Raw genomic sequence first — 23,753 nt, 5'->3', positions numbered from 1 at the left:
CACTTCTGCGCAAACTGTGCTCGTGACACAAATGACTTCGGCGACGGTTACGGAGCTGTTGCGGCATCACCTGCGGTTCGGGCTCATGCTGCTCGCGGGCCCTGCAACCGACACGCCCATCCAGCACGTCACGGCCGCCGACACGCTGGCCGCGCTGGACCGCGTGCCCGCCGAGAGCCTCATCGTGATCCTCGGATCGGAGCCGATCTCCAGTTACGAGATCGATGTCGCGATCCGCCAGGCGGCCGCGCGCGACGCGGCAGGCTTGGTGTTCGCGGCCGTTCGAGAGCTGCCGATCACGGCCACGCGACTGGCCGAGCGGGCGCGGCTGCCCGTGCTGGGGCTCGACGACGGTCGCGACGGAGCCGAGCTCCTGCTCGACATCGACCGTTTCGTACGAGGCGGCGCCTCCGACGCGCTGGCCCGCGCGGCGGCCGCGATTCGCGCCGCCCAGCAGGCCGCCGAGTTGGAAGGCCCGGACGCGGTGCGCTTGCTGCTGGACGCCGTGTCCGAGGCGCTGGGCTGCCGGCTCGTCCTCGACGAGACCAGACCGACCGACCAGGCCGACCCCGGCGCGGTCGTCGTCGGCCGGCACCTGGTGGCCAGGCTCGTGCCGGACCTCGACGACGACGCCACCCGTGTGGCCCTCCCGGCGATCGCCGCGCTCGTCTCGCGGCTCCGGCAACGCGAGCTCAACCGCCGCTTCGCGCCCGCGCTCACCCGGGCGGGGCTCATCGTGCAGCTCGTGCTGTGCGATCGGGCGCAGTTGCCGCAACTCGTCGAGCAGGCCTTCCAGCTCGACTTCCCCGTGGAGCAGGCCCACGTGGTGGCCTGGCTCCAGGTCGAAGACGCCGAGACGTCCTCGCTGGTCCGGGCCAGGCAGGTGCTGGAGGAGGCCGAGTTGTCGGCGCTGCAGGTCCTCCACGCCAGGCCGGGCGCCTGGCACGTAGCGCGGCTGGGCGGCGATCTGATCATCGTGCGCACCGGACCGGCGGGGGCAGAACTGCACCGGCAGGTACGTACGGAAGTCGGACGGCTGATCGACGTCCTGACCGATCGCGGCGACATCGTGATCACGGGAGGTCTCGGCACGCCACAGACCGGCCCGGACGGGTTGCGCCAGTCCGCGGCCGAAGCTCGAGTAGCGGCCGATTCCGCCCACGCCACGGGTCGCCGCGGCGCCCTCGTCGAGGCCGACGCCACCGGCCTGCGCCGGATCCTGGCCGACCTGTACTCCTCGCCCCTGAGCCGGAACCTCCTCAGCGAAATGCTGGCCCCGCTGGACGCTCTCGGCGCGGCACGCTCCCGGGTGGGGCTGACGACGTTGTCCGCGTACCTTGACGCCCAATGCTCGCCGACCCGGGCTGCCGAGGTCCTGCACCTGCACCCGAACGCGGTCGCCTACCGTCTGCGCTGGATCACCGAGGCGCTCGGAGCGGATCTGACCGACCCGGACACGCGCTTCGCCCTGCAGATGGCGTGCCGGGTCCGGCTGCTCAACGGGTGATCCGAGTCAGATCCCCTTCCGCCAGGTCCAGCGGCCGTCGAGCATGGTGCCGGCGACGGACATCTCCCGGAGCGCGTCGGGCGAGGCGGTGTAGGGATCGGCGTCGACCACGATGAGATCCGCGGGATCTTCCTCCGCGAGCCACGCCCTGCCCGTGCGGGTGGAGGCCGCCAGGGCCTGCGCGACCGGGATCTCCTGCTCCGCGTGCCACCGCTCCCGCCCGTCCCGGCTCCGGTGCACGGCCGCGGCGATCGAGACCCACGGGTCCAGCGGGGCCACAGGGGCATCGGACCCCAGAGTCAGACGAGCACCGGCAGCGTGCAACGCACGGAACGGGAACGCCCGGTCGGTCCGCCCTGCCCAGTGATGGTCGGCCACGTCACGGTCGTCCATCGCGTGCTCGGGCTGGACACTCGCAACCACACCGAGCGCGGCGAACCGGTCCAGGTCCGAGCGGCTCAGCAACTGCGCGTGCTCGATGCTGCCACGCGCGCCGACCTGCTCGAACGCGTCGAGCGCGAGCGTGTTGGCATGGTCTCCGATCGCGTGCACGGCCGGCCGCAGTCCGTGCGACCAAGCCTTGGTCATCAGCTTCACGAGGTCGTCCGGCGGGACGAGGAGCATGCCGTACGGGTGCTCGCCCTTGTCCAGCCCCGGGTAAGGGTGGTGGCAGTAGGCCGTTCGCGTGTTGAGCGACCCGTCCGTGATCACCTTGAACGGCCCCATCTCGACCAGCCCGTCAGTGCCGGGGATCACGTCACCGGTGCGCAGCCCTCGGCTGATCGCCTCATCCAGGCGCCCCGGCCAGACGCCACAGGCCACCCGCAACATCCGGTTACCGTCGCGCACCCGGCGTACCCACGCGTCCAGAGACCAGGGCGCCTCCAGCTCGACGACGCCGACGACGCCACGCGCGGCCGCCGCGGCGGTGGCTTCCCTCGCCCACCCGTCGAGCAGCGGGGCGGGCAGGTCGGCGAGTTCCTCGCCGATCGGTTGCCACTCCGTTTCCCGCAGGATGCCGGTCGGATGATCGGCGTGACCGTACCGCCGGGCCGCGGCGGAGTTCACCCAGCAGCAGTGCAGGTCTCCGCTGACCAGAACCACGGCGACGTCCGACGGGGTCACGGCGTCCAACAGGTCACGATGGGGCGTGTCCGGCCACAACGCGTCCCGGAACCCGTAGCCCACCAGCGGAAGGCCTGCCTCTGGCGGTTTGGCGCGCAGCCGTTCCGCCACCAGCCGGACGGCCTCGGCCGCCGACTGCGCCCCGGAAAGGTCGAGGCGTTGCCTGGCCATGGTCCACTGGTCGAAGTGCACGTGGTGGTCCCAGAGACCGGGCAGCACCATCCGCCCGTCGACGTCCACCACCTCCCAGCCGGGCTCGGCAGGAATGCGCCCGCCGACGCGCGCCACCCGCCCATCCGAGAGCAGCACGTCGCCGAGCACGCCGTCCCGGCCGAGCCGGGCGGAACGGATCAAGGTGTCGTTCATTTGCTCTCCTCAGGAGTCCAGACCTTGCGCATTTCACCGGCGAGTTCGGGGTTGTGGCCTTCCAGCGCGTGGATGACCCGGTGCGCCGTCTCCGCAGGCTTGTCCTGGCTGAGCTTCGCCTTGGCCACCACGCGCGTCGCCCGCACACGAAATGCCGCGACACCCTTGGCGACCCGCCGCGCGTAGTCGTCGTCGACCTTGTGCGGCGACGTCATGGCGCCTTCGAAGCGGTCGACCGTGTCCGTGAGCACCTGGAAGGCCTCCTCAGGGCCGAGTATCTCAGGGCGGCCGTAGAGATGGGCGACCAGGTAGTTGTAGGTGGGTACGGCCACCGCGCCGCCGTACCATCCCGGCGAGATGTAGCCGTGCGGCCCCGCGACGATCAGCAGCACCTCGTGCTCGCCGAGCTCGTGCAGCTCCTCGTCGGGCCGCCCGAGGTGGCCCACGACCGAAAGTCCCGGGCCGTTCTCGAGCAGGATCGGCAGATGGGAGCCGATGAGCCCGCTTCGGGAGGTGGCACTGACGAGCGTGGCCCAGGGGTTGTCCCGGACAAGGGCCCGGATCCGCCGGTCGTCGTCGAGCAGATAGTCAGCGTTGTGCCGCACGGACACATCCGCTGGTTGGAGTCGGCATGATGACGACTATCGCCGTTGGGGGCTCCCTGTCCAAGGTTGCGCCGCCACAGCAGGGCGGCCGCTTGTTGTGGGGGGAACACAAACGACCAGCCGGACTGTGCGGGTCATGCCCCCTTCTCGTCCTCCATAGGCAGGGTCTCGCCGGTCTCCAGCAGGGTCTTGAGGTTGGACAGGATCGCCGGCCAGCCCTGGCTGATCGACTCCCTGACCGCACTGCCGGGCTCGAAGCCGTGGTGCACGATGGTCAGCTTGACCATCTGGCCTTGCGGTTCGATGTCGAACGTCACCGTGGATCGCGGCTCCGCGGCCCACTTAGCGACGTCGTCGGCGTCGAAGCCGAAGACCTTGGCGAAGTCCGGCGTGAAGGAGTGCCAGGTGTAGGCCAGGCGGCGGCCGGGCTCGGCCTCCAGCACGACCTGCTCGGGGTCCTCGATCGTGACGCCGCCCTGCTTATAGGTCACCGTCGAGCCGACCTTCCAGTCGGACTCCAGGACGGCCCCCCAGTAGCGCTCGGTGAAGGCCGGGTCGGTCAGTGCCTGCCAGAGGCGTTCGGGCGTGGTGTTGATGTACGTCGTGTAGACGAAGTCGGTGCCATCCACGTGCGTACCCTCCAATGCGGTCTTGAGATCGGCCAGCGCGCCGGCCCGCCGGCGGTCGTACTGGTTGATCCAGCGTTCGGCGATGGCGTTGATCGGCACGGCGTTCAGGTAGTGCAGCTTCTCCCGCCCGCGCCACACCGTGGTCACTAGGTTGGCCGCCTCGAGCACGGCCAGATGCTTGCTGACCGACTGCCTGGCCATGTCCAGGCCCGAGCACAGCTCGCGCAGGGTCTGCCCATTGCGGGCGTTCAGGCTGTCCAGCAACCTGCGGCGACTGGGGTCGGCCAGCGCCTTGAAAACCTCGTCCATCTACCGCCATCCCAACATGCAGCCGTTTGACTGCATAATCACAATAGGCAGCCAAACGGCTGCCTGTCAATCATGGACAGCGGAACGTAGGGTGGCGGCACGGTGGTCCCGGTGGAGGGCGACGCGGGGGCGGCATCCCCGGACCCCGCCTGAAGGGTAACGGCCGATCGCGGTCGCGCCCGCCACAAGGGGCTCAAGGCCCTTAGGGGAAGAAGAGGCGGCGCCAGGTGTCGGCCAGCCATTGCTGAAAGGCGTCCGGCGTCCAGCCGCGTTCGAGCACGAGCAGGCCGTAGAACTCGGCTGAGCTGGTGCTCCACACCACATCGGCGATCTGGTCGAGGTCCAGGTCGTCGCGCAGGTCTCCGGTGGCGGCCAGGTCCTGGGCGAACAGCCGCATGTTGGCGGCGCGCCGCTGGGCGATCATGTCGCGGATCTCAGCGAGCTCGGGAGACTGGCCGGCGGCCTCGCGCAGGATGCGGCGCAGCGGGGCCATCCGCTCGCCGATCTCGCGGATGACGTGGGCGTAGAGGTCGATCTTCTCGCGGCGGTGGTGGCGGCTCTGATCCGGCGGACGTAGTCGCGTTCCTCGGCGGGCACGGCCTGGTCGCTGCCGGAGATGGCGGTCTCCAGCAGCAGCTGGAAGATCTGGGGTTTGCGGCCGGCCGCGGCGTAGACGGTGTCCTGGGCGACCTCGGCGTCGGCGGCGATCGCGGAGCAGGACGTGCCGATCAACGCGGACATCTACCAGAAGATCATCCAACGGTTCGGCGACGAGCCCTTGAAGGGGCTCATCGTGCACATGGCCGCCACCCAGCCCGATGGAACGCTCCGCCACATCGACGTGTGGGAATCCGAAGAACTGTGCGCCAAGGCCTTCGACGAGCGCATCCATCCCGCGGTCCACGCCACCTTCGCCGAACTCGGCCTCACCGGCGTGAGCGAGCCCACGGTCAACCGGCTCCACCTGGTCGACCTGCGCGGCACCGCCGTACCCGCCCCCGACGCCGACGCCGACGCCTGACCATCACCGGCAAGGTGCGCGCACTGGAGGGCGTCCGACGGACCCGGGCCGCCTTCATCGCAGGATCGCGGCGGCGATGATCGTGTGGATCCAGCGTTCCCACTGCCCGGGTGTCCACCCGCGTACGCCGGTGAGCAACAGGTAGACCTCGAAGCTGACCAGGGTGAAGATGATGTCGGCCGCCTCCTCGGTCGAAAGGTCCGGGCGCAGGGCCTGCTTGTCGGCGAGTTGCCCGGCGAGGGTGCGGTGGGCGGTGTAGCGCTGGCCCTGGTTGGTCTCCCACTGGGCGGCCATTTCGGCATCGGAGCCGGCGGCGTCGCGGACGATCTTCATGATCGGCGCCACCCGGCCGAAGATGACGCGGCTGTTGGCCAGCCAGATGGCCAGCGCGCGGTGGCCGTCGGGCTCGTCGCGCACCTGCTCCACCCAGGGCCGGTCCAGCACCGGTATCGGCTCGTCGTCGCCGACCGACAGCACGTCGATGATCTCTTTGAGGACCGTGGCCTTGTTGCCGAAGTGGAAGTACACCGTCTGCACCGCGACACCAGCCGCGGCGGCGATCTGATCCAGGGTGGTCGAGGAATATCCCTGCCGCAGGAACAGCTCCCGCGCGCCGTCGATGATCCGTCTCCGGGTGGCCCGCGCCTGGGCGGAGCGGCGGGTGCCGCGCCCAGTCGCGCTCTTGACAGGATCACTCATTCGCTAGAGCCTACTACAAAGAAATTCGCTAGAGTCTGCTCTAGTGAGATCCTCTGGAGGATTCATGGACCCGGCACTCAACGGCTTCCACCACGTCAAACTCCCGGTGACGGACGTCCGGCGCAGCCGCGACTGGTACGAGCGCGTGTTAGGCCTGCGCCTGTACATCGAGTTCGTCGAAGACGGCACACTCATGGGCGTCGCCCTCCGCGATGCCAACAACACCCTTGATGTGGCACTACGCCACGACCCGGTACGAGCCGCCGCGATGGCCGGATTCGACCCGATGGCCCTGCGCGTACCCACCCTGCGCGACCTGAAGGCCTGGCAGCAGCGCCTGGACGACCTGGCCGAGCCGCACGACGGCATCATCACGGGCCACGTCGGCCAGGTGCTGGTCGGCCTACACGATCCCGACGGCATCGAGATCCGCTTCTACCACCCCGCCGACAGCCAGCCCGAGGACGCCCGATGAGCTTCGATCCCAGCGGCTACCTGCTCACCTCCACCGACGGGCCGCACCTGTGGTTCCTGGACACCCGGATGGCGGTGAAGGCCGGCGCCGACCAGACCGGCGGCGCCTTCACCCTCATCGAGTGGTCCGCACCGGCCGGCTTCGGACCGCCCCAGCACATCCACGACCGCGAGGACGAAGCGTTCTACATCCTCGAGGGAAAGATCGCCATCGACTGCGGCGACCACCACTGGACCGCCGGACCCGGCGACTTCGCCTTCCTGCCTCGCCGCATCCCGCACTCCTTCATCGTCACCGACGGACCGGTACGCGGCCTGCAGATCACCACGCCGTCGGGATTCGAGCAGTTCATCGCCGAACTCGGCCGCCCCGCCGAGCATCCCGGCCTCCCCGCCCCCACCCCGCCCGACATCCCCCGCCTGATCGAGGCCGGCCAGCGCTACGGCCACGAGATCCTCGGCCCACCGCCCATGTGACCCGACACCACAACAGGGGGCAGCAACGTGATCTCTTGGCGTACCTGACCCGCACCCTCGGCAACGGCCACGAGGACATCGCGGCCAACACACACGGATCCGGCGCAGCGCACTCAGCATGCTGGAGGAGGCCGGCAAGGCGGCGAGGCACGCTCCGATGCTCGTCCTGTCGGCGGGTCATGTGGCGACGTACCGGATCGGCGTGTCCATCATCCTCGGTGACGCCGGGACGGCCATCGACCAGCGGAATCGTCGGGCAACGTCGGGCCAGCGCACTCCTATCCTGCGGCGAACGGTCGACGCCGACCTCCGCCGTGGGGGCCTACTGAACATTGCGGTAGATGTCGCGGCGATTGCCAACGGCCAGGACCCACACAATCAGTTGACCGTCCTCGACGGTTTAGACGACGCGGTAGTCGCCGATCCTGAGGCGCCAGCGGGCACTGTGCCCTTGAAGGGCCCTGATATCGAACGCCGCGGTGGGCGTGCGGCGTGAACCCCCATGACGGTTAGTCCTGTGGAGCGCGGAGCAAGGCGGCCATCTCTTCGAGAGTGATGGAACCTTCAGTGCCCTCAGACTCGGCTTCGTCGGCCAGTTGCTTGAGCCATGCCTCCTCGACGCCTTCCGCGATCTGTCGCAGGCGCTGATCTTCACCCATGTCGATCACGATAGCTTCCTGCTTGCGGCCGAGTGATGATCGTCGGGCTTTCCTCCCGACGAGCGCGATCGATGACGTCAGCGAGGCGGCTTCGAACCTCGCGCCGACGGACGATCATGCACAGTTGGCGGGCTCGGGCCATGGCACACAGGTCATGGCCCGAGCGCGAAGGTCAGTCCTGCAGGACGGTTGCCAGGCGTTCCTGGCGGAGGGCCTCGTAGCGGGAGTCGTCGAGCGGGGCCAGCTGCCCGGCCCGCCACGACAGCAGCAGGTCAGCCAGCGCGGGGTTGCGGGCCAGCGCCGGCCCGTGCAGGTATGTGCCGACCACGTGGCCCGCGTAGCAACCCTCGAAGCCGTCACCGTTCCCGACGCCCTTGATCGTCCTGGACAGCGGCCTGACGCCGGGTCCCAGGTGGGTGACACCCATGTGGTTTTCGAAGCCGGTCAGCGTCGGCAGGTTGAGCGTGGCGTCCACCTCGGCGACCAGCTCGCCCACCGCCCGGGCGGGGCCGCGGGAGCTGGCGATGTCGAGGAGGCTGATCCCGTCCACGGGCTGGCCTTCTTCGCCGCCGAACGTGCTTCCCATGATCTGGTAACCGGCGCACACCGCCAGCAGGGCGGCCCCGGAGGCGACGGCGCGGTGGAGGCCGCCGTCCTTGCGCAGGCGCTGGGCGGCCAGGATCTGGGGCCGGTCCTCGCCGCCGCCGATCAGGTAGATGTCGCCGCTCTCCGGGACCGGGTCCGCCGACCGTACGTGAATCGTCTCCGTCTGGATCCCCCGGCGCTGCGCCCGCTGCTCCAGGACGAGGACGTTGCCCTGGTCCCCGTACGTGCTCAGCAGGTCGGGATAGATCCAGACGATGCGCAGGACGCTGTCAGACGGCACGACCGAACTCCGATCGGATCTGCTGGAAGGCGGTGTAGTTGGCGATCACGTCGACCCGGCCGGGCGGCTGCATGGCCAGCGCCTCCGAGAACGTGTTGCACAGTGTGAACGGCACGTCCGCCACGTCGAGCCGGAGGGCCAGGTCGAGGCGGCGTTGGCCGGTGACGAAGACGGGACGGCCACGCAGGATGCGGTAGTCGACGTCCCACAACCAGGACGTGTCGCGGCCGTCAGGGCCCTGCGCGTTGACCGAGAGGATGATCGGCAGCTGCGGGTCGGCGACGTCGAACGCCTCCAGCCAGCCTGCCGGGTTTTTCGCCAGCAGGAGCCGGGCGTGGCGCCCTTCGCGCTCGACCGTCGTGTAGCGGCCGGCCACCGAGGTGACCTCGCGCAGCCGGGGCAGCGCCCGCTCCACCGGCACCCCGAACGCCTCCGCGACCGCCAGCGCCATCACCGCGTTGGAGCGGTTGGCCAGGCCGGGAAGCTGGATGTCCAGTTGCCACCGCTGCCCGCGCGGGTCGACGGCCACCTCGTCGTCCAGCGCCCACTGCGGCTCCGGCCGGTGGAAGGTGCACTCGCGGCAGGCCCAGAAGGCGTCCTTGCGGTCGAGCGGGCCGCCGCACTCGGGGCAGCACCAGGAGTCTTCCTTCCACCGCTGCCCGCCGGCGACCCAGGTGACCTTGGCGGCCGTGGAGGCGCCCCAGGTGACGAGCGGGTCGTCGCAGTTGGCGATGACGTGGGTGGGCTTGCCCGACAGCGCCCTGCGCCACTTCTGGGCCAGCAGCCAGATCTCGGCTGCGCGGTCCATCTGGTCGCGGCTGAGGTTCATGAGGCACACGACGCCTGCGCCGGTCGTGTCGAGGACCTCGGGCAGATATTTCTCGTCCACCTCCAGCACGCCGTAGGGGGCGGCCTTGTGCTGGGACAGCGCTGAGACGTGGCCGGCCGGCATGTTGGCGCCGAACGCGTTGGTCGCCACCTCGCCGAGCTCGAGCAGCGCCGAGGTGATCAGCCTGGTGGTGGTGGTCTTGCCGTTGGTGGCGCTGACCAGGGCCAGCTTGCGGTCGTGGGCCAGCTTGCGCAGGAGGTCGGGCTCGAGCAGCAGGCCGACCCGCCCGCCGATCACCGAGCCGTCGCCGCGCCCGGTCATCCTGGACAGCGTGGCGGCACTGCGTCCCAGGGCGCTGGCGAGCTGAGCCCGCAGAGGAAGCTGGGTCATGCCCATGGATCCTAGTCGGCGTTGGCCCCAACTCTGGAGACGCGCGCGTAAACACGGTCCCGTTTGGCAGCCCCGGGCCGAACGCTCGCACCGGTGCCGGCGGGGCACCGACCCGTTACGGCAGCGTCGGGGAGGGCTCGGCGAAGGTGATCTCTGGGACGCCGCCGTGGTCGAACGGCAGGACGAAGCGCCGCGGCCAGGACAGCACGCCTTCCAGCCACCCGGCCCCCATGGTCTGCCCCACGTGCCGGATCCGGGCCGACGACTCGATGCCGATCGCGACGGTCGTGATGTCCCGCTGCACGCTCTCGTTCTCGTCGTCCCCCAAGATGACCCGCCACGCCAGCGCCCGGTTGCGATCCACCTCCATCGACAGCGGGTGGTGCCGCAGCGCCTTGGCCCGATGGCCGAGCAGCTCCGTGTGCACCCGATCCACCGAGGCGGAGCCGTTGCCGTTGGGCGAGCGGAAGAGGGTGTACTCCATGGGCGGGGCGGGGTCACGCAGGTTCGGGGCGGGCCGGTCGTGTGGGAAGAGCCTGTCCACCTCGTGCAGCCACCGCACCTGGGGGATGACCCACGACGCCCCGGGACGTTCGCCCCCGCCGTCGAGGCCCGCGAGCAGGCGTGTGGCCGTCTCCGCGGCCTTCTCGGTGAGCAGTGCGGGGTTGAACCAGGTGCGCAGCGACCAGGCGCGGCGCTGCACCGCACGTTCGATCAGGGTGGCCAGGAGGCATTCGCGCCGCCGCGCCGGCAGGTCGGACCAGGCAGCGGACAGGGCGCGGGGCACTCCGGGGAGCGGCCGGTTGCTGACGTAGGCGAGGACGACGGTGTCGCACCAGATGCGCAGCCACGCCCAGTCCGGGGCGTCCGCGAGCACGTCCGCCTCGCGCAGCTCGACGAGCGTGCACGCCTGCCCGGTGTGGCACTGCGCGCCGCACGCCGCCGACCGGCGGCCCCGGATGGGCGGCGGCGGGCCGGGCAGGACCTTCTCCCTGGACTCGCCGAGCGGTACGCGGACCCGCAGCGGCCGGTCCATCCCGTCGGCGAAGACCGCGGCCGAGCCGGGCTGGAGCGAGACCACGTGCCGGGACTGCTCCTCGCTCAGGTTCATGGCGGCGCCGACGAGCTTCCTGTCGTCCTCGGCGGGCAACCGGTGCACGACCTTGAGGGCGGTGTTCTTGACCACGTCGGAGACGAGCTTGGTGGGGATCTGCTCGGCCACGACGATGCCCTCCCCGTACGCCCTGATCTCCGCGAGCAGCCCGGCCAGCAGCTCCACGGCGTGCGTGGAGGCTCGCCCCTGACCGCGGTCGCGCAGCAGCCGGTGGGCCTCCTCGATCACGATGACGTGGCGCAGCTCGTGGGACTTCTCCGTACGCGCCCGCATGCGCAGGTGCTCGACGATCCGGATGATCAGCGTGCCCATGAGGAACGCCTTGTCCTCGTCGTTGGCCACGTCCTCGATGGCGAGCACGACGTCGCGTTCGAGCAGTCCGCCGATGTCGGCGGGGTGGCCGCCCTCGAAGAAGCGCCCGGCCGAGCCGACTCTCAAAGACCGGAGCCGGAGCGAGATGAAGCCCTCGACGTCGGCCTGGACCTCGCGGCCGTACCCGATCTCCTTGATCACGTCCATGGCGTGCTGCTGGAGCTGTTCGAGGGTGGGGATGCTGGGCGGGACGTTGGAGCCGGGGATCGCGCCGCCGGTGACGACGTCCCAGCCGGTGGCCTCGTAGACGCGCTGCAGGGCCAGCGACATGATCTGCGGGAAGGGTTCCTCGGCGTCGAAGGCGGCCATGAACAATGCCCTCACCATGTCGATGTGGGCCTGGACCGGGTAACCGGGCTCGGGTTCGAGCGGGTTGATGCTGAACGGCACGCCGTCCGGCGCCGACGGGTTGATCACCGTGACCGGCTCTTCGACGCGGCCGGCCATGGCGGCGTACTCGGACTTGGCCGGCTCGATGGCCAGCCACGGGATGCGTGCCCTGCTGAGCTGCTCCAGCAGGTGCCTGACCGTCTGCGACTTGCCCGAGCCGGTCGCCCCGGTGACGAACGCGTGCCTGTTGAGCGTGGCCAGCGGCACCCGGAACGTCCCGACGCCCCGGTCCTGCCCGTCGAGGATCTCCCCCAGCTCCAGCTCGCCGCCCTCGGCCTCGGAGGTCACGTCGAAGAAGCCCGAGTCGAGGACGCGTACGCCGGGCACCTCCCGCCTGGGCAGCCCGGCCAGCGCCGCGAGCGCTCCCGCGGTGGCGGCGAACGGGGCGGCGGCGCCGTCGGCGGGGTCCTGCATGGTGATCGCGAGAGCCTCCGACAGCGAGTAGACCGCGCCGTGCGAGCTCCGCAGCCGGTAGGGGTGGTGGCTCATCTCCACCGAGCCGACCAGCACGGGCGCGATCTGCCGCAGCTCGTCGGCGGTGGCCCCGCCGGCCAGCACCCGTACGTTCCAGAGCCCCGCCTCCCTGAACGCGTCCAGCTCCTGCATGCGCCGCTCGGCCCGCTCGGCGTCGAAGCGGGAGCGCTCGGAGGCGTCGCCGTACTGCCTGAGCACGTTGAGCTGGGTACGCAGGTGCGCCACCTCGGCGTCCAGCAGGTCCGTCGGCTCGGCCACCACCAGCCACGCGAACGGCCGGGACATGAGCGTGACCAGCGTCGCCTCGAAGAGCGTCGGCCGCGTCAGCTCGTCGGGGTCGCCCTTCTCCCGGCTGCCCAGCGGCGGCGCCTGGCGCCCCGGGCACGGCGTCCACACCAGGTCGGCGAGGTCGGCCAGGTATTCGTCCGACAGCTGCACGCCCCGGGCCCCGCCGGGGAACAGCAGCGGCTGCGGCCCGCTCGGGTTGCCTGGCGTGTCGGTGGCCCGGCGCGGCTGGCGCGGCGGCGACAGCGGGCCCGCGTTGGTGATGAGCTCGAGCGGCGCCCCGGAACCCCGTGACAGCCAGCCGATGACGAACGGCCGGTCGCGCTGCGCCGCCGACAACACGGCGGGCAGCACGGTGACGAAATCCCACTCCGCCGACGAGCTTCGCGAGGGCGCGGCGATGGACTGGATCCGGTACCAGGGCCCGCTCAGCGAGACGCTCGGCTGCATATTTCAATCCCCCACAGACGGTTTCTTTGTCAAACTCCGCCAACCGTCAGCTCGCCACGTCGTCATTGACCATGTCATTACCTGTCCTTTCGCCAGTCCAGGCGTGGCGGTGGTGGCCCGAGGTTCGGCGGCGGCTCCCCGTCGGCGTCCCGCGCGTCGGGGTCGAGCGCCAGCACCGCCTCGCGTACGTCCTCGAGCTCGCCCAGCGTGGTCTTGGGGAAGGTGAGGATGGCGGGGTTGGCGTCGGCGAGGCGGACGCGCCTGCCCTGGGCCGTGGCGTCCGTGACGATCACCGAGGTGGTGGGCAGCTGCTGGAGCTGGTGCGGCTCGACGAGGAACTCGCGCGAGCGCTGCAGCACCCGCTCCTTCTCCGCGATCTTGTCGGCGCTCCTGCCCCACTCGGTGGACGCCGTGATGTCCTCGGCGAGGTCGGCGCTGCCCTCCTCCCGCTCCTCCCTGGCATCGTCCACCTGCGAGATCGTCGAGGTGTAGCCGCCGTCGAGGCCCGGCAGCGAGTCGCTGATCGTCTCGGTGAGCTGGGCCAGCTCCAGCCGGTGCTCGGTCCCGACGTGCTCGCTGGCGACCCGTGCGTCCTCGGCGTTGCCCAGCCGCATGAACGCCACCGCCGCGTGCCCCCGGCCCAGACGCTCCCGGACGGTGGGGGTGAGCGACCGATAGGTCAGGACAAGTCCGGTACGGGAGGTCTCGCAGGCATCCATCAGCCGGTCGAGCACGTCGCCCCTGAGCTTGTCCGCGCCCGCCACGATGATCGTGTGATACCAGGGCCGGTCGGAGGCCGGTGACTGGCGCAGGATGTGGGTGAGCGCGGTGGCCACGTACGTGCCGAGCACGCGGTTGCCGAACACGCCCGCCTGCCGGTCCATGCTCACCACCCGCAGCCGCGCGGGCGGCAGGCGTACGGCCTGCGTGCCGAGCGTTTCCAGCTTGCGCAGCTGGGACTCCAGCGCCCAGGCTCGCTCGATCACCACCCGGTCGCTCACCCCGCGCCCGAACAACGTCCCGATGCGCTCGAGCTGGGTCGCGGTGATCAGCCCGAACCGCAGGTCGTCCCGCGGGTCGCCCACCTGCGCCAGCGCCCGCAGCGCGGCCGTGACCTGGCTGATCGTGGCGTTGTCCCCGAGGACCTCCAGGACCCGCTCCAGGATGGCGTTGTCGAAGCTGAGGTCGCGGGTCGTGCGGTGTTCCTCACTCACGCTCACCACATGCGCCAGCACGTCCGCGAACGCCTCAGGCTTCAGCGTGGCGCCCAGGTCGAGCCGGGGTAAGTCGACCGGCAGCACCCAGACCAGCGGATCGTCACCGCCCTTGCGGGCCAGCTCGATCAGGTCCTTGGCGATCGCCCCCTCGGACAGGTCCAGCACAGTCAGGTGCCCGCCGCTGTAGAGCCGCGTGGCGCCGAGCAGGGTGACCAGCGCCGACCAGCCGGGCAACGTGCCGCCGGCCACGTCGATGCGGTCGATCTCGTGCGGTACGGCCACCGCGTACCACGTGAGCTGCTTGTCGTAACGATCCTTGGACTCCTGCCACTCGCGGTAGCGCTTGGCGTGCTCCTCCTGGGCGCGGAACAGCTCTTTGTCACGTTCCTGGCGCTGGCGCTGATCCCTGGCCTGCTGCTCCAGCACCCGGTATTTGACCGCCCGATCGCCCTGCAGCAGCGCATAACTGCAGATCCCCGCCACCCCACCGGCCGCGGCCAGCGCGACGAGCGCGAACGGCCAGGCGAGGTAGCCGGCGACGGCCGCGGCCAGGATGAGCACGCTCAGCCCCAGCATGAACAGCCGGAAGATCCGTACCGGCCGGTTGAGCAGATCTTCCTGGAGCCGCTCGCGGCGCATCAGCTCGATCTCGGCGGGGTCGGGCTCGGCGGTGGCCGGCTCCTCGGCCGGTGAGGGGCGTTTGGGCGGCGGTCCCGGGTCGGCGTGCAGCAAGATGTACTGCCAGCCCAGGTAGATGCGGTCCGCCTGCAGCTGGGCATGATCGGGATGCACGTCTGTCACGTGACCCTCCGGCCGCGATATGTCGTTAGGTGTAGGGGCCAGCCCTTATCCGCTCCGTGACAGCGTATGAGCTTCAAGCCCTGAAGCGGCAGGGTTATCGGCAATTTTGACCAGCCCGATGGGAGCATTGCGGCAGATGGGACAAGCGATACCTACTACCATCCTTTGCCATGACGGAACCCTCCGGCGGCAGCACTGACAAGCCAAGACGCCCGGTAGTGGTGCCCGCACTGGCTCTGGTGGCGCTCACGGCCGTCGGCATCACCGCTCTGCTGGGCGGACTCAACGAACGACCCGATCCCCCACCAAAAGCGCTCAATCCAGGGCAGACGCTCGACCAGGGGCAGTTCGACACCCAGGTCGTGGAGTCGAAGGTCATCGTGGAAAAGGCGGAGAACCAGTTCGCCGAGGACAAGCGCTACCTCGACGTGGTGTTCAAAGTGACGAACAAGACCGACCAGACCGTCAGCGTGGGCGCCCTGCCCCACGACAAGAGCAGCGGCTTCTTTTTCGGCAGCACGTTGCTGAAGATGACCCCGCAGATCAAGACCAAGTTCGGCCCCGACTTGTTCGTCCTGTCCAAGGGCGTCACCTCCCGCCAGCTGCATCCGGGCATTCAATCCACGGTGGTCGCCCGCTACGAACTCGACGCGGCCACGCAACCGCCGAAGCAGGTGAGCTATGACATGGGCGCCATGGAGCACCACGAGAACCCGCTCACCGGCGTCAGCAATTGGTTCCTGATCAGCGAGCCGGAGTTGCTCACCAACAAGCTAGAGACAAAGGTGGTCGCCAAGATCACCCTGTCCGTCGAGCCGCAGGGGGCGTGATGACGGCCACCCAGCAGCGCGCCGCGGCCCCGCGCCGCAACCACAACCGCAGGCAGGGCGCTCGTCGCGGCGGCTCGGGCTCCCGTGTCGTGCACATCGTCGCGGGCCTGATCCTGGTCGCCGGGGCGGTGGCCATCCAGTCGCTGGCGCTGTCGGCGGAGGACATGGGCATGCCGCTCACCTACACCGGCGCCAAGGGCCAGGACGTGGACGCGGGGCGGTTCTCCGTGCGCGTGCAGAAGGTCTCCACGGCCAAGGCGCTCAAGGTCGAGAACAAGAACGTCCCCACCGAGCAGCTGTTCCTGGTGGTGGAGGCCGCGGCCACGGTGCCCGTCGAACCCGTGCACCTGGGCATGCCGAACCTGCTCGCGGCCGACGGCAAGGTGTACGCCGCGAGCGACAAGATCGACAAATCCAAGACGCTAGCCAACCCGTGGATCCAGCCGGGCTGGTGGACCACGGGCCGATTCGTGTTCGAGGTGCCGGCCTCGGCTCTGCCGGGCGCGCAGGCCGTGTTCCAGCTCCCGGTCTCCGGCCTCTACAGCGAGCCGCTGCCTCCGGAGGCGCAGATCGACCTCGGCATCGACGACGCCACCGCCAAACAGCTCACGACCGCACCCGCAGCCGTCTTCGACCTGGACGAGAAGAAGAAGTAAGGCCATGACCAGGAACGACCCGAGCCGCGACTGGTTCGCCCCACCTCCCGGCCAGCCCGACCAACCGCCCGAGCCCGACCAACCGCCGCAGCCCGACCGACCGGCCGACTCCGGCCGGCACAGCCAGCAGGCACCGCCGCCGTACGGCCGGTCGGCGCACTCTGAGCAACAACCGAGCCACGGCCAGCCTCCCCCAGCGGGGCCGCCATCCCAGCACGACGACCATGGGCATCCGCCGCAATACGGCCAGCCCTCGCAGCATGGGCAACACCCGCAGTACGGGCAACCTTCACAGCAGGGGCGGCCGCCCCAATACGGCCAGCCACCGCAATACGGGCAACCCGCCCAGCACGGCCAGCCACCGCAGCATGCATGGCCACCGCAGTACGGCCAGCCACCAGAGCATGCGCGGGAGCCGCAGTACGGCCAGCCGCCGCAGCCCGGAGAGCCGCCCCAGTACGGCCAGCCACCGCAGCACGGGCAGCCGCCCCAGTACGGCCAGCCGCCACAGCAGGGGGAGCCTCAGCAGCACGGGCAGGCCCAGTACGGCCAGCCTGGACAGCCGGCCCAGTACGGCCAGGCTCCCCAGCACGGACAGTGGCCGCAGGGTGGCAGCCCCTCACACCCTCAGCCGCGCCACGGCCAACACCGGCAGCCGCCGGCTCCCGGCCCCAGGATGCCGCCGCGCCGTGGCCCGGAGGCCTTCCCGGACCAGCAGGTGTGGCCCCCGGCGTCGCAGTCCGAGCCCGTCGGCAGCGCCACGCAGCCCTTGCCTGTCGTCCCCGGTGGACCCGGGAATCCGTTCGCCGCCCCCGGCGGGCCCGCGAATCCACCCTCCGCCTCCGGCGGGACAGCGCACCCCTCAGCCGCGCCTGGCGGAGGCGCGCCCCCAACTGTGCCGTCCCCCGCGTTCACGCCGCCGCAGCCGCCGGAAGCCCCCTCTCCGGCCGCGCCAGAGGCCGCACCGCGCAAGCCGCGCACCCTGCTCCTCGGCGTGAGCGCGCTCGTGGCCTTCGTGCTGGCCTTGGGCATACCGACCGGCGACCAGTATCTCTTCTTCAAGAGCGGCCAGCCCGACGACATCGTGCACGAGGTCCCCAAGGGTCAGGAGAAGGCCTTCGAGCACGTGTCATGGAAGACCTCGATCGAGCCCATGGTGCCCGCGCCGAGCAACACCACGCCCGACAAGCAGTGGCTCAAGATCACCATCACCAGGAAGGCCCTCGACGACACCGGCAAGGTGCTCACCGCCAAGCCGGAGCTGTTCCTGCGGGACAAGCAGGAGCGCACTTGGCAGGTGGAGGTCATGGAGGACAACACCCCGGTGGGTGAGGACGGTGTGGTCGGCAAGCCGTACTCGTACACAGCAGGGGCCGTCGTGCCCAAAACGGTGGCCGGCGAGGTGGAGCTGCACCTGAGGCCGAACACCACCTACCGCTCCGACACCCCCACGGACAAGCTTCTGGAGATCAAGCCGGAGGAAGAGGAGAAGGCCAAGCACAAGGACGTGCTGGTGTTCAAGCGGTGATGTCCTCGCCCTGCAGCCGCGCCCGGGTGGCCGCGATGTCGAACGTCGCGGCCAGCACGGAGTAGGCCAGGACGGTCACCACCAGATCCTTGACGAACTCGACGGGCCGGCTGACCACGAGCCACATGTACGGCACGTCGGAGCCGATGAGCGTGTTGACCACCCGCTCCAGGTAGTCCGCGCCCACGTGCAGCCCCACATACAGCAGGCACATGAGCCCGAACAGCGTGATGCCGCCCTTGACGGTGATCCTGAAGGCGTTGACCACGGGCACCCAGCGGTCACGGAAACCTCCGATCATCCGGTCCGTGGCCCGCTGGGTGAGGTCGTGGCTGCCCTCCAGCCGGTCCATGCCCCGCTCCAACCGGGTGCCGCGCAGCGCCCTGCGGGTGTCGTCAACCGTGCCCCCGAAGACCAGCACCGCGATCGCCAGCCAGGTGAGCGGCACGGCCAGCGCCTCGATGACGTGCGGCCAGACCTCGCCCACCCATTTCCAGAAGGCTTCCCAGCCGGGCACGTTCTCCTTGGCGTGCTCCCACGCCTCGCTCGCGCCTCCCACGACCGCCCGATGGGAGGCCCAGTCCTCGCGTGCCTTGGTGACGGTGAAGATGGCGTTCAGGCCGCAGAACACGAACGCGAACTCCGCGAACGCCGCGGCGATGCCGGAGAACCTGCCCTTGCTCTTCTCGACGAGGTGACCGAAGAGCATGCGCAGGCCGAAGGTCACGATCATGGCGCCGAGCGAGACCCGCCAGTCGAGGCCGACCAGTCCCAAGCCGTACGTGACCTCTTCGTCTGTCCCGTTGGCCAGGTTGTTCAAGATGGGCTTGTAGAAGTTGTCGTCCAGGTTGTGGAACTGGTCCATCGCCAGGAAGTCGGAAGCGTCCTTGAGGTAGAGCTCCCAGGCCAGGTAGACGAGCGCGAAGGAAGGGGCGATCCGGTTGAGTGACACCCAGAACGGCTCGTCCTCCTGCCCATCCTGCTGACGCGCCCGCGTCTCCCAGAGCGCCCGGCGCAGCGACAGGAACATGCCCGTGATGACGGTCATGGAGATCAGGATCACCACGGTCATCAGCGCCAGGGTCACGATCAGGCGGACTTGCCTGGCGCTCCCGTGCGAGATCTCCGTGGCCGCGTAGAGGAACGCCCAGCGGGTCAGCTCGCCCGCGGAGAACCACAGGATCAGCGGCAGCGCGCACTTCCCCGCGAGGCGTAGTGCGTGCAGGGGCAGCGAGTACGGCGAGGGCATCCGCTGAGCCGGCGTGGGCCCTGGTTGGGGCGGCGCCATCACACCTGTCGAACCGGACATCTGTGGAATCGTATCGGTCTGTCCCTCGCGTCGCAGCCGCAACCCGAGAAAGCCGTATGGACCGTCCACGTCCCTGAGCAGTGACAAAAGAATTATCTGGAGGAGAATGCCCGCGACGCGGCGCGCCGTCTGTTGCACCATGACGGGTATGGAGCCGCTGCCCGCCTTAGACGCCGACCCTCGCGTGGTGGGAGACCGGCTGCGGCGGCTGCGGCAGGAGCGCGGGGTCTCGCTGTCCGAGCTCGCCAAGCGGGCCGGCATCGGCAAGGTCACCCTGTCCGGGGTCGAGACGGGCACGCTCAGCCCGACCCTGGAGACGCTCTGGGCGATCACAGCTCAGCTCGGCGTGCCGATCGGGGCCATTCTCGAACCGCCGCCCGAGCCGCAGATCATGCTGGGCACGGCGATGGAGGCCGAGCTGCTCGAGGTGTTCGAGGACGACAGGGTCACGTACGAGCTCTACCGCGTACGCGTCCCGCCCGGCCTCACGCAGACCTCGCCCGCGCACCACGAGGGCGTGACCGAGCACGTGACGGTCTTCAGCGGCACGCTGAGCGCCGGCCCGATCAAGGAGCCGCTGACGGCCGGGCCCGGGGATCACATCTCGTGGCGCTCCGACGTGCCGCACGGCTACCGCGCGCACGGCCCCGACATCGTCCGCGCCACGCTGCTGATGCGTTACCCCGCCAAACCCTGAGACTCCGCCAACCCCTGGGCGGGCCGGCAGGTGCGGCAGGGGCGGTAGCCGGCGGCCCTGGCCTGGGCGAGGGTGCGGAAGCCGTGCCGGTGTGCGGGGGTGATGCGCCTGGCGTTGTGGCAGGTCGGGAAGCAGACGACGCCCGTGGTGTCGCTGGCCAGATAGAACACCCGCTCCCCGGCCAGGCGCCGCAGCCGCTCCAGATCGACGCCCTCGGCCAGCAGCAGCCGTTCTTTGGCCGCCACACCGAAGACGTAGTCGCCCGCCGCGCCGCCCGACCTGGTGACCCGGTGGCACGGGACCAGCAGCGGCACCGGGTTGGTCGCCAGGGCCGTGCCCACCGCGCGCACGGCCCTGGGCCGGCCGATTCGTGCGGCGATCCACGCGTAGGGGCGTACCTCGCCCCGGGGGATCGTGCGCGCCGCCTCCAGCACGTCGCGCTGGAAGTCGCTCACCCCGCGCAGATCCAGCCGCACCCCGGAGGCACGGCCGGTACGCAACGCGGGCAGCAGCCCGGCAGGCGGCCTGCCGCGAACTCCGGCAGGCAGCAGCGGCCGGGCGGAGCTCGCGAACCGGGCTCTGTATGCCTCCGCGAAGCCAGGGCCCGCGTGCACGTAGGCGACACCCTGATCGGTGAACGCGACGCTCAGCTCGCCCAGGGGACCGGGCACGCGCACCCAGCGGGCGGCGATCCTGCCGAGCAGCCCGTCCGGCGCATCGACGGCCAGCGCCGCCAGCCCGGCCAGCAAGCGGTCCTCGGTCGACGGGCCGACGGGCAAGCGGTCCTCGGTCGACGGGCCGACGGACATGCGGTCCTCGTTCATTGGGCACCTCCCATGGCGCGCAGCCGCCGCAGCCCTCGCGACACGTGCGACTTGACCGTGCCCTGCGGGATCTTGAGCACGGTGGCGATCTCGCTGACGGGCAGGTCGACGACATGCCTGAGCACCACCGCGGCCCGCTGCTCCTCGGGCAACTGACGCAGCAACTCGGCCAGCTCATCACCGGTCTCGTGGCGCACCGCGGCCGCCTCGACGTCCTGGCCGGGATCGACGACCTCCACCGGCTCGTCGCGCAGGTCGGGCGGCGGCGTACGGGCCTTGGTCCGCGCCCAGTTACGCCAGAGGTTCATCAGCACCGTCATCAGCCACGGCCGCGGCTGCAGCGCGGCGATGCGGTCGCGGTCGTAGCCGGCCAGCGCCCGGTACGCCCGCAGGAACGCCTCCGCCGTGAGGTCCTCGGCGCAGGCCCACCGCCCGCTCAACCGCAACGCGGTCGAGAAGACGAGGGTGCGGTAAGCGGCGTACATCTCGGCGAACCCCTCGTCGAGGTCGTCGAGGAGCGCCTTGCACACCGGATCTATCGAGCTCACGTAACGTACAACACCGCCCAGCCCCGATCGGTTGCACGCGAAAGGGCCCGCGTCCGAAAAACGCGGGCCCTCACGACGCCTGTGGCGGTCAGACGGCGACGGCGAGCTGGGCGACCTCACCCAGCTTGGCCTCCACCTGGATGTCCCTGGTGACGCCGCCGCCCGCGATGATGCGGACGGTCCAGTCGCCGGGAGCGGCGAAGAAGCGGAAGACGCCGTCCTCGGACACCACGACCTCGCCGGTGAACTCGCCCGAGTGGTCGAGCAGCCGCGCGTAGGCGGTGCCCGTGCCGGTCACCACGCCCTGGATCACGGCCTGGTTGGACAGATCGATCCCGGCCGGCAGCGCAATGGTCTGCTCCGGCGCTCCGCAACCCTGTGCAGTCATTAGCGGGCCTCCCCCAGCTCGATCGGCACGCCCACGAGCGAGCCGTATTCGGTCCACGAACCGTCGTAGTTCTTCACGTTGTCCTGCTCGAGCAGCTCGTGCAGCACGAACCACGTGTGCGCCGAGCGCTCGCCGATGCGGCAGTAGGCGATGGTGTCCTTGCCGAAGTCGACCCCGGCCTCCTGGTAGAGGGTGCGCAGGTCGTCGTCGGACTTGAACGTCCCGTCGTCGTTGGCCGCCTTGGACCACGGGATGTTGCGGGCGGTCGGCACGTGGCCCGCGCGCTGCGCCTGCTCCTGCGGCAGGTGAGCGGGGGCGAGCAGCTTGCCGGTGAACTCGTCGGGCGAGCGCACGTCGACCAGGTTGAGCTTGCCGATGGCGCCGACCACGTCGTCGCGGAAGGCGCGGATCGCCGGGTCCTGCTCCTGGGCGACATACTGCGTCTTGGGCCGCTGCGGCACGTCCTTGACCAGCTCGCGGGAGTCGAGCTCCCACTTCTTGCGGCCGCCGTCGAGCAGCTTCACGTTCTCGTGGCCGTAGAGCTTGAAGTACCAGTACGCATAAGAGGCGAACCAGTTGTTGTTGCCGCCGTAGAGCACGACGGTGTCTTCGTTGGAGATGCCGCGGTCGGACAGCAGGGCCTCGAAACCGGTCTTGTCCACGAAATCGCGGCGGACCGGGTCCTGCAGGTCCTGCCGCCAGTCAACCTTCACGGCGCCACGGATGTGGCCCTTGTCGTAGGCGCTGACGTCCTCGTCGACCTCGACGAGAACGACGCCGGGCGTGTCGAGGTTGGCCTCGACCCAGTCAGCGTCCACCAGGGCGGCGGAGCGGCTCATTTGGGTACCTCCATGTTGGCAGCGGGCAGTAGTCGGCGAATGAGCAGGTACATCTCGCAGCCAAGGCAGAATCCGAAGGCTGCGTTGAGGAAAGCGGCGAGGAGAGCCGCGGCCGTGGCCACGAGGGCCAGCGGCATGATCCCGGCGACATATCCGGCCAGGCCCGCGACCGCGAAGACCAGCCCCACCCCCTGCGCGAACCGCGGCGGGCGGGCGTCCTCGGTCTCCTTCGGAGCACTCTTGACGAGCGCTTTGAAGAGCATCGTGTACGGCGAGCGCCCCGCGACTCCGAGCGCGAAGACCACCACCTGGGCGGCGAGCAGCCAGGCACTCTGGGTCACCAGGACGAAGACGAGGACCACGGTTGTGATGGCCGCGCCGAAGCGCAGCGCTCTGGGATCGGCACGCATCGTGGGATGCTCCTGAAGGGGTCGATTTGGGGCGGATCCAGTCCGCGCGAGATCGTCCTCAGGCAGCGCGACAGAGCGAGGTGGTCACGCGGCAGAAATCAACCGCGCGCCGCTTCGTGAGCAGCTCTGTCGTTGGGTTCATGCGGATGACACTACTCGGCGTCTCGTCATCTGTCACATCTGGTCCGATTGATGAGACAACTCGTGAGACAACCGTTGCCGTCACGAGGCTGGTACGGCCGCCGCGAGCGCCGCCAGCACGTCGGCCTTGCGCGGCTGGCCGGAGGCCCTTTTCACGATATTCCCTGCGGCGTCGAGCACCAGGACGGTCGGCGTGCGCATGACGTCCAGCCGGCGCACCAGGTCCAGCCGCGACTCGGCGTCGATCTCGATGTGACTCACCCCGGGCACGAGCTCACTGACGTCGGCGAGGATCCGCCTGGTCGCCCGGCACGGCTGGCAGAACGCGGTCGAGAACTGCACCAGCGTCGCCCGCTCTCCCAACCCGACTCCGAGATCGCCCGCGGACAGCCGATCCTGCGTGGAGCCCGTGTCACGCACTCGTCCGTTGCGGCGCAGGAACACCACCCCGATCACCGTTCCGAGCGCCAGCGTCACCAGCGCAACCCACAAACCCGTCACGCA

General features: G+C 70.0%; 28 protein-coding genes. 9 read left to right on the top strand and 19 right to left on the bottom strand.

Going from position 1 to position 23,753, the window contains the following annotated elements; all coding sequences use genetic code 11:
• Positions 1-31 precede the first annotated feature (31 nt).
• The gene (locus Q9G87_RS05025) at positions 32-1,507 is read left to right on the top strand and encodes a helix-turn-helix domain-containing protein (protein ID WP_305915136.1); all 1,476 of its coding nucleotides are present in this window, start codon (positions 32-34) and stop codon (positions 1,505-1,507) included.
• A 6-nt stretch (positions 1,508-1,513) separates the two neighbouring features.
• On the opposite strand, the gene Q9G87_RS05020 is transcribed toward Q9G87_RS05025, so the two are convergent.
• From Q9G87_RS05020 to Q9G87_RS05000, 5 genes are all read right to left on the bottom strand, one after another.
• Positions 1,514-2,998: an amidohydrolase gene (locus tag Q9G87_RS05020; protein ID WP_305914968.1), complete on the bottom strand. Its 1,485-nt coding sequence runs from the start codon at positions 2,996-2,998 to the stop codon at positions 1,514-1,516.
• Positions 2,995-3,603, bottom strand: coding sequence for an FMN-binding negative transcriptional regulator (locus Q9G87_RS05015; RefSeq protein ID WP_305914967.1), 609 nt, complete (start codon positions 3,601-3,603; stop codon positions 2,995-2,997). Before Q9G87_RS05015 ends, Q9G87_RS05020 begins: the two co-directional genes overlap by 4 nt.
• 134 nt (positions 3,604-3,737) lie before the next feature.
• Positions 3,738-4,541 (bottom strand): ArsR/SmtB family transcription factor, encoded by an 804-nt coding sequence (locus Q9G87_RS05010; protein ID WP_305914966.1) that lies wholly within the window; start codon positions 4,539-4,541, stop codon positions 3,738-3,740.
• 202 nt (positions 4,542-4,743) lie between these two features.
• Positions 4,744-4,965, bottom strand: coding sequence for a hypothetical protein (locus tag Q9G87_RS05005; protein WP_305914965.1), 222 nt, complete (start codon positions 4,963-4,965; stop codon positions 4,744-4,746).
• Positions 4,962-5,282, bottom strand: a complete 321-nt coding sequence (locus Q9G87_RS05000) for a hypothetical protein (RefSeq protein WP_305914964.1) — start codon at positions 5,280-5,282, stop codon at positions 4,962-4,964. Before Q9G87_RS05000 ends, Q9G87_RS05005 begins: the two co-directional genes overlap by 4 nt.
• On the opposite strand from Q9G87_RS05000, the gene Q9G87_RS04995 reads away from it, so the two are divergent.
• Positions 5,263-5,562, top strand: coding sequence for a hypothetical protein (locus tag Q9G87_RS04995; protein WP_305914963.1), 300 nt, complete (start codon positions 5,263-5,265; stop codon positions 5,560-5,562). The two genes, Q9G87_RS05000 and Q9G87_RS04995, sit on opposite strands and share 20 nt — an antisense overlap.
• Positions 5,563-5,616: 54 nt before the next feature.
• Here the strand turns inward: Q9G87_RS04995 and Q9G87_RS04990 are convergent, their stop codons facing one another.
• Entirely contained in the window at positions 5,617-6,261 is a 645-nt protein-coding gene (locus Q9G87_RS04990; protein ID WP_305914962.1) for a TetR/AcrR family transcriptional regulator, read from the bottom strand.
• 64 nt (positions 6,262-6,325) lie between these two features.
• Here Q9G87_RS04990 and Q9G87_RS04985 point away from each other — a divergent pair, with 64 nt between their 5' ends.
• The 3 genes from Q9G87_RS04985 (at position 6,326) to Q9G87_RS04975 (ending at position 7,708) form a co-directional block, all read left to right on the top strand.
• The gene (locus tag Q9G87_RS04985; RefSeq protein WP_305914961.1) at positions 6,326-6,736 is read left to right on the top strand and encodes a VOC family protein; all 411 of its coding nucleotides are present in this window, start codon (positions 6,326-6,328) and stop codon (positions 6,734-6,736) included.
• Positions 6,733-7,212: a quercetin 2,3-dioxygenase gene (locus Q9G87_RS04980; RefSeq protein WP_305914960.1), complete on the top strand. Its 480-nt coding sequence runs from the start codon at positions 6,733-6,735 to the stop codon at positions 7,210-7,212. The genes Q9G87_RS04985 and Q9G87_RS04980 overlap by 4 nt, the downstream gene beginning before the upstream one ends.
• 118 nt (positions 7,213-7,330) lie before the next feature.
• Positions 7,331-7,708: a hypothetical protein gene (locus tag Q9G87_RS04975; protein WP_305914959.1), complete on the top strand. Its 378-nt coding sequence runs from the start codon at positions 7,331-7,333 to the stop codon at positions 7,706-7,708.
• A gap of 13 nt (positions 7,709-7,721) precedes the next feature.
• Here the strand turns inward: Q9G87_RS04975 and Q9G87_RS60560 are convergent, their stop codons facing one another.
• The 5 genes from Q9G87_RS60560 to Q9G87_RS04950 form a co-directional block, all read right to left on the bottom strand.
• Positions 7,722-7,880 (bottom strand): hypothetical protein, encoded by a 159-nt coding sequence (locus Q9G87_RS60560; RefSeq protein WP_371825725.1) that lies wholly within the window; start codon positions 7,878-7,880, stop codon positions 7,722-7,724.
• Between the two features lie 163 nt (positions 7,881-8,043).
• A complete protein-coding gene (locus Q9G87_RS04965) occupies positions 8,044-8,757 on the bottom strand; it encodes a type 1 glutamine amidotransferase (RefSeq protein ID WP_305914958.1) in 714 nt (237 codons plus the stop codon).
• The gene (locus tag Q9G87_RS04960; protein WP_305914957.1) at positions 8,747-9,976 is read right to left on the bottom strand and encodes a Mur ligase family protein; all 1,230 of its coding nucleotides are present in this window, start codon (positions 9,974-9,976) and stop codon (positions 8,747-8,749) included. The genes Q9G87_RS04965 and Q9G87_RS04960 overlap by 11 nt, the downstream gene beginning before the upstream one ends.
• A 115-nt stretch (positions 9,977-10,091) precedes the next feature.
• A complete protein-coding gene (locus Q9G87_RS04955; protein ID WP_305914956.1) occupies positions 10,092-13,061 on the bottom strand; it encodes an ATP-binding protein in 2,970 nt (989 codons plus the stop codon).
• Between the two features lie 77 nt (positions 13,062-13,138).
• Positions 13,139-15,079: a hypothetical protein gene (locus tag Q9G87_RS04950; protein ID WP_305914955.1), complete on the bottom strand. Its 1,941-nt coding sequence runs from the start codon at positions 15,077-15,079 to the stop codon at positions 13,139-13,141.
• Between the two features lie 170 nt (positions 15,080-15,249).
• On the opposite strand from Q9G87_RS04950, the gene Q9G87_RS04945 reads away from it, so the two are divergent.
• Both Q9G87_RS04945 and Q9G87_RS04940 read left to right on the top strand, forming a co-directional pair.
• Positions 15,250-15,909 (top strand): hypothetical protein, encoded by a 660-nt coding sequence (locus tag Q9G87_RS04945; protein WP_305914954.1) that lies wholly within the window; start codon positions 15,250-15,252, stop codon positions 15,907-15,909.
• Positions 15,909-16,565, top strand: a complete 657-nt coding sequence (locus tag Q9G87_RS04940) for a hypothetical protein (protein ID WP_305914953.1) — start codon at positions 15,909-15,911, stop codon at positions 16,563-16,565. Before Q9G87_RS04945 ends, Q9G87_RS04940 begins: the two co-directional genes overlap by 1 nt.
• A 289-nt stretch (positions 16,566-16,854) precedes the next feature.
• Here Q9G87_RS04940 and Q9G87_RS04935 read toward each other — a convergent pair whose 3' ends face one another.
• The gene (locus tag Q9G87_RS04935) at positions 16,855-17,157 is read right to left on the bottom strand and encodes a hypothetical protein (protein WP_305914952.1); all 303 of its coding nucleotides are present in this window, start codon (positions 17,155-17,157) and stop codon (positions 16,855-16,857) included.
• A 303-nt stretch (positions 17,158-17,460) separates the two neighbouring features.
• On the opposite strand from Q9G87_RS04935, the gene Q9G87_RS04930 reads away from it, so the two are divergent.
• A complete protein-coding gene (locus tag Q9G87_RS04930) occupies positions 17,461-18,093 on the top strand; it encodes a hypothetical protein (RefSeq protein ID WP_305914951.1) in 633 nt (210 codons plus the stop codon).
• Here the strand turns inward: Q9G87_RS04930 and Q9G87_RS04925 are convergent.
• Positions 18,083-19,402: a hypothetical protein gene (locus tag Q9G87_RS04925; RefSeq protein WP_305914950.1), complete on the bottom strand. Its 1,320-nt coding sequence runs from the start codon at positions 19,400-19,402 to the stop codon at positions 18,083-18,085. The two genes, Q9G87_RS04930 and Q9G87_RS04925, sit on opposite strands and share 11 nt — an antisense overlap.
• Positions 19,403-19,550: 148 nt before the next feature.
• On the opposite strand from Q9G87_RS04925, the gene Q9G87_RS04920 reads away from it, so the two are divergent.
• On the top strand, positions 19,551-20,099 hold the full coding sequence (locus Q9G87_RS04920) for a helix-turn-helix domain-containing protein (protein WP_305914949.1): 549 nt from the start codon (positions 19,551-19,553) through the stop codon (positions 20,097-20,099).
• On the opposite strand, the gene Q9G87_RS04915 is transcribed toward Q9G87_RS04920, so the two are convergent.
• The 6 genes from Q9G87_RS04915 to Q9G87_RS04890 form a co-directional block, all read right to left on the bottom strand.
• Positions 20,081-20,923, bottom strand: a complete 843-nt coding sequence (locus Q9G87_RS04915) for a methylated-DNA--[protein]-cysteine S-methyltransferase (protein ID WP_305914948.1) — start codon at positions 20,921-20,923, stop codon at positions 20,081-20,083. The two genes, Q9G87_RS04920 and Q9G87_RS04915, sit on opposite strands and share 19 nt — an antisense overlap.
• A complete protein-coding gene (locus Q9G87_RS04910) occupies positions 20,920-21,471 on the bottom strand; it encodes an RNA polymerase sigma factor (RefSeq protein ID WP_305914947.1) in 552 nt (183 codons plus the stop codon). The genes Q9G87_RS04915 and Q9G87_RS04910 overlap by 4 nt, the downstream gene beginning before the upstream one ends.
• An 88-nt stretch (positions 21,472-21,559) precedes the next feature.
• Positions 21,560-21,859 carry a DUF1416 domain-containing protein gene (locus Q9G87_RS04905; protein ID WP_305914946.1) on the bottom strand — a complete coding sequence of 100 codons (300 nt, stop codon included), beginning with the start codon at positions 21,857-21,859 and terminating at the stop codon, positions 21,560-21,562.
• Positions 21,859-22,698: a sulfurtransferase gene (locus tag Q9G87_RS04900; protein WP_305914945.1), complete on the bottom strand. Its 840-nt coding sequence runs from the start codon at positions 22,696-22,698 to the stop codon at positions 21,859-21,861. The genes Q9G87_RS04905 and Q9G87_RS04900 overlap by 1 nt, the downstream gene beginning before the upstream one ends.
• A complete protein-coding gene (locus Q9G87_RS04895) occupies positions 22,695-23,108 on the bottom strand; it encodes a DUF4395 domain-containing protein (RefSeq protein ID WP_305914944.1) in 414 nt (137 codons plus the stop codon). Before Q9G87_RS04895 ends, Q9G87_RS04900 begins: the two co-directional genes overlap by 4 nt.
• A 222-nt stretch (positions 23,109-23,330) precedes the next feature.
• The gene (locus Q9G87_RS04890; RefSeq protein WP_305914943.1) at positions 23,331-23,750 is read right to left on the bottom strand and encodes a thioredoxin family protein; all 420 of its coding nucleotides are present in this window, start codon (positions 23,748-23,750) and stop codon (positions 23,331-23,333) included.
• Positions 23,751-23,753: the final 3 nt, after the last annotated feature.

Source organism: Nonomuraea turcica (assembly GCF_030718205.1).
In the GTDB taxonomy this organism is placed as follows: domain Bacteria; phylum Actinomycetota; class Actinomycetes; order Streptosporangiales; family Streptosporangiaceae; genus Nonomuraea.
Note: the sequence above shows the minus strand (reverse complement) of the source record. Positions and strands in the feature narration are given on the sequence as shown.

Coding starts and splice junctions, on each gene's coding strand:
- Q9G87_RS05025 (WP_305915136.1), top strand. CDS start 32: ATGACTTCGGCGACGGTTACGGAGCTGTTGCGGCATCACCTGCGGTTC.
- Q9G87_RS05020 (WP_305914968.1), bottom strand. CDS start 2,998: ATGAACGACACCTTGATCCGTTCCGCCCGGCTCGGCCGGGACGGCGTG.
- Q9G87_RS05010 (WP_305914966.1), bottom strand. CDS start 4,541: ATGGACGAGGTTTTCAAGGCGCTGGCCGACCCCAGTCGCCGCAGGTTG.
- Q9G87_RS05005 (WP_305914965.1), bottom strand. CDS start 4,965: ATGATCGCCCAGCGGCGCGCCGCCAACATGCGGCTGTTCGCCCAGGAC.
- Q9G87_RS05000 (WP_305914964.1), bottom strand. CDS start 5,282: ATGTCCGCGTTGATCGGCACGTCCTGCTCCGCGATCGCCGCCGACGCC.
- Q9G87_RS04990 (WP_305914962.1), bottom strand. CDS start 6,261: ATGAGTGATCCTGTCAAGAGCGCGACTGGGCGCGGCACCCGCCGCTCC.
- Q9G87_RS04985 (WP_305914961.1), top strand. CDS start 6,326: ATGGACCCGGCACTCAACGGCTTCCACCACGTCAAACTCCCGGTGACG.
- Q9G87_RS04980 (WP_305914960.1), top strand. CDS start 6,733: ATGAGCTTCGATCCCAGCGGCTACCTGCTCACCTCCACCGACGGGCCG.
- Q9G87_RS04975 (WP_305914959.1), top strand. CDS start 7,331: ATGCTGGAGGAGGCCGGCAAGGCGGCGAGGCACGCTCCGATGCTCGTC.
- Q9G87_RS04960 (WP_305914957.1), bottom strand. CDS start 9,976: ATGACCCAGCTTCCTCTGCGGGCTCAGCTCGCCAGCGCCCTGGGACGC.
- Q9G87_RS04955 (WP_305914956.1), bottom strand. CDS start 13,061: ATGCAGCCGAGCGTCTCGCTGAGCGGGCCCTGGTACCGGATCCAGTCC.
- Q9G87_RS04945 (WP_305914954.1), top strand. CDS start 15,250: ATGACGGAACCCTCCGGCGGCAGCACTGACAAGCCAAGACGCCCGGTA.
- Q9G87_RS04940 (WP_305914953.1), top strand. CDS start 15,909: ATGACGGCCACCCAGCAGCGCGCCGCGGCCCCGCGCCGCAACCACAAC.
- Q9G87_RS04925 (WP_305914950.1), bottom strand. CDS start 19,402: ATGTCCGGTTCGACAGGTGTGATGGCGCCGCCCCAACCAGGGCCCACG.
- Q9G87_RS04920 (WP_305914949.1), top strand. CDS start 19,551: ATGGAGCCGCTGCCCGCCTTAGACGCCGACCCTCGCGTGGTGGGAGAC.
- Q9G87_RS04915 (WP_305914948.1), bottom strand. CDS start 20,923: ATGAACGAGGACCGCATGTCCGTCGGCCCGTCGACCGAGGACCGCTTG.
- Q9G87_RS04905 (WP_305914946.1), bottom strand. CDS start 21,859: ATGACTGCACAGGGTTGCGGAGCGCCGGAGCAGACCATTGCGCTGCCG.
- Q9G87_RS04900 (WP_305914945.1), bottom strand. CDS start 22,698: ATGAGCCGCTCCGCCGCCCTGGTGGACGCTGACTGGGTCGAGGCCAAC.
- Q9G87_RS04895 (WP_305914944.1), bottom strand. CDS start 23,108: ATGCGTGCCGATCCCAGAGCGCTGCGCTTCGGCGCGGCCATCACAACC.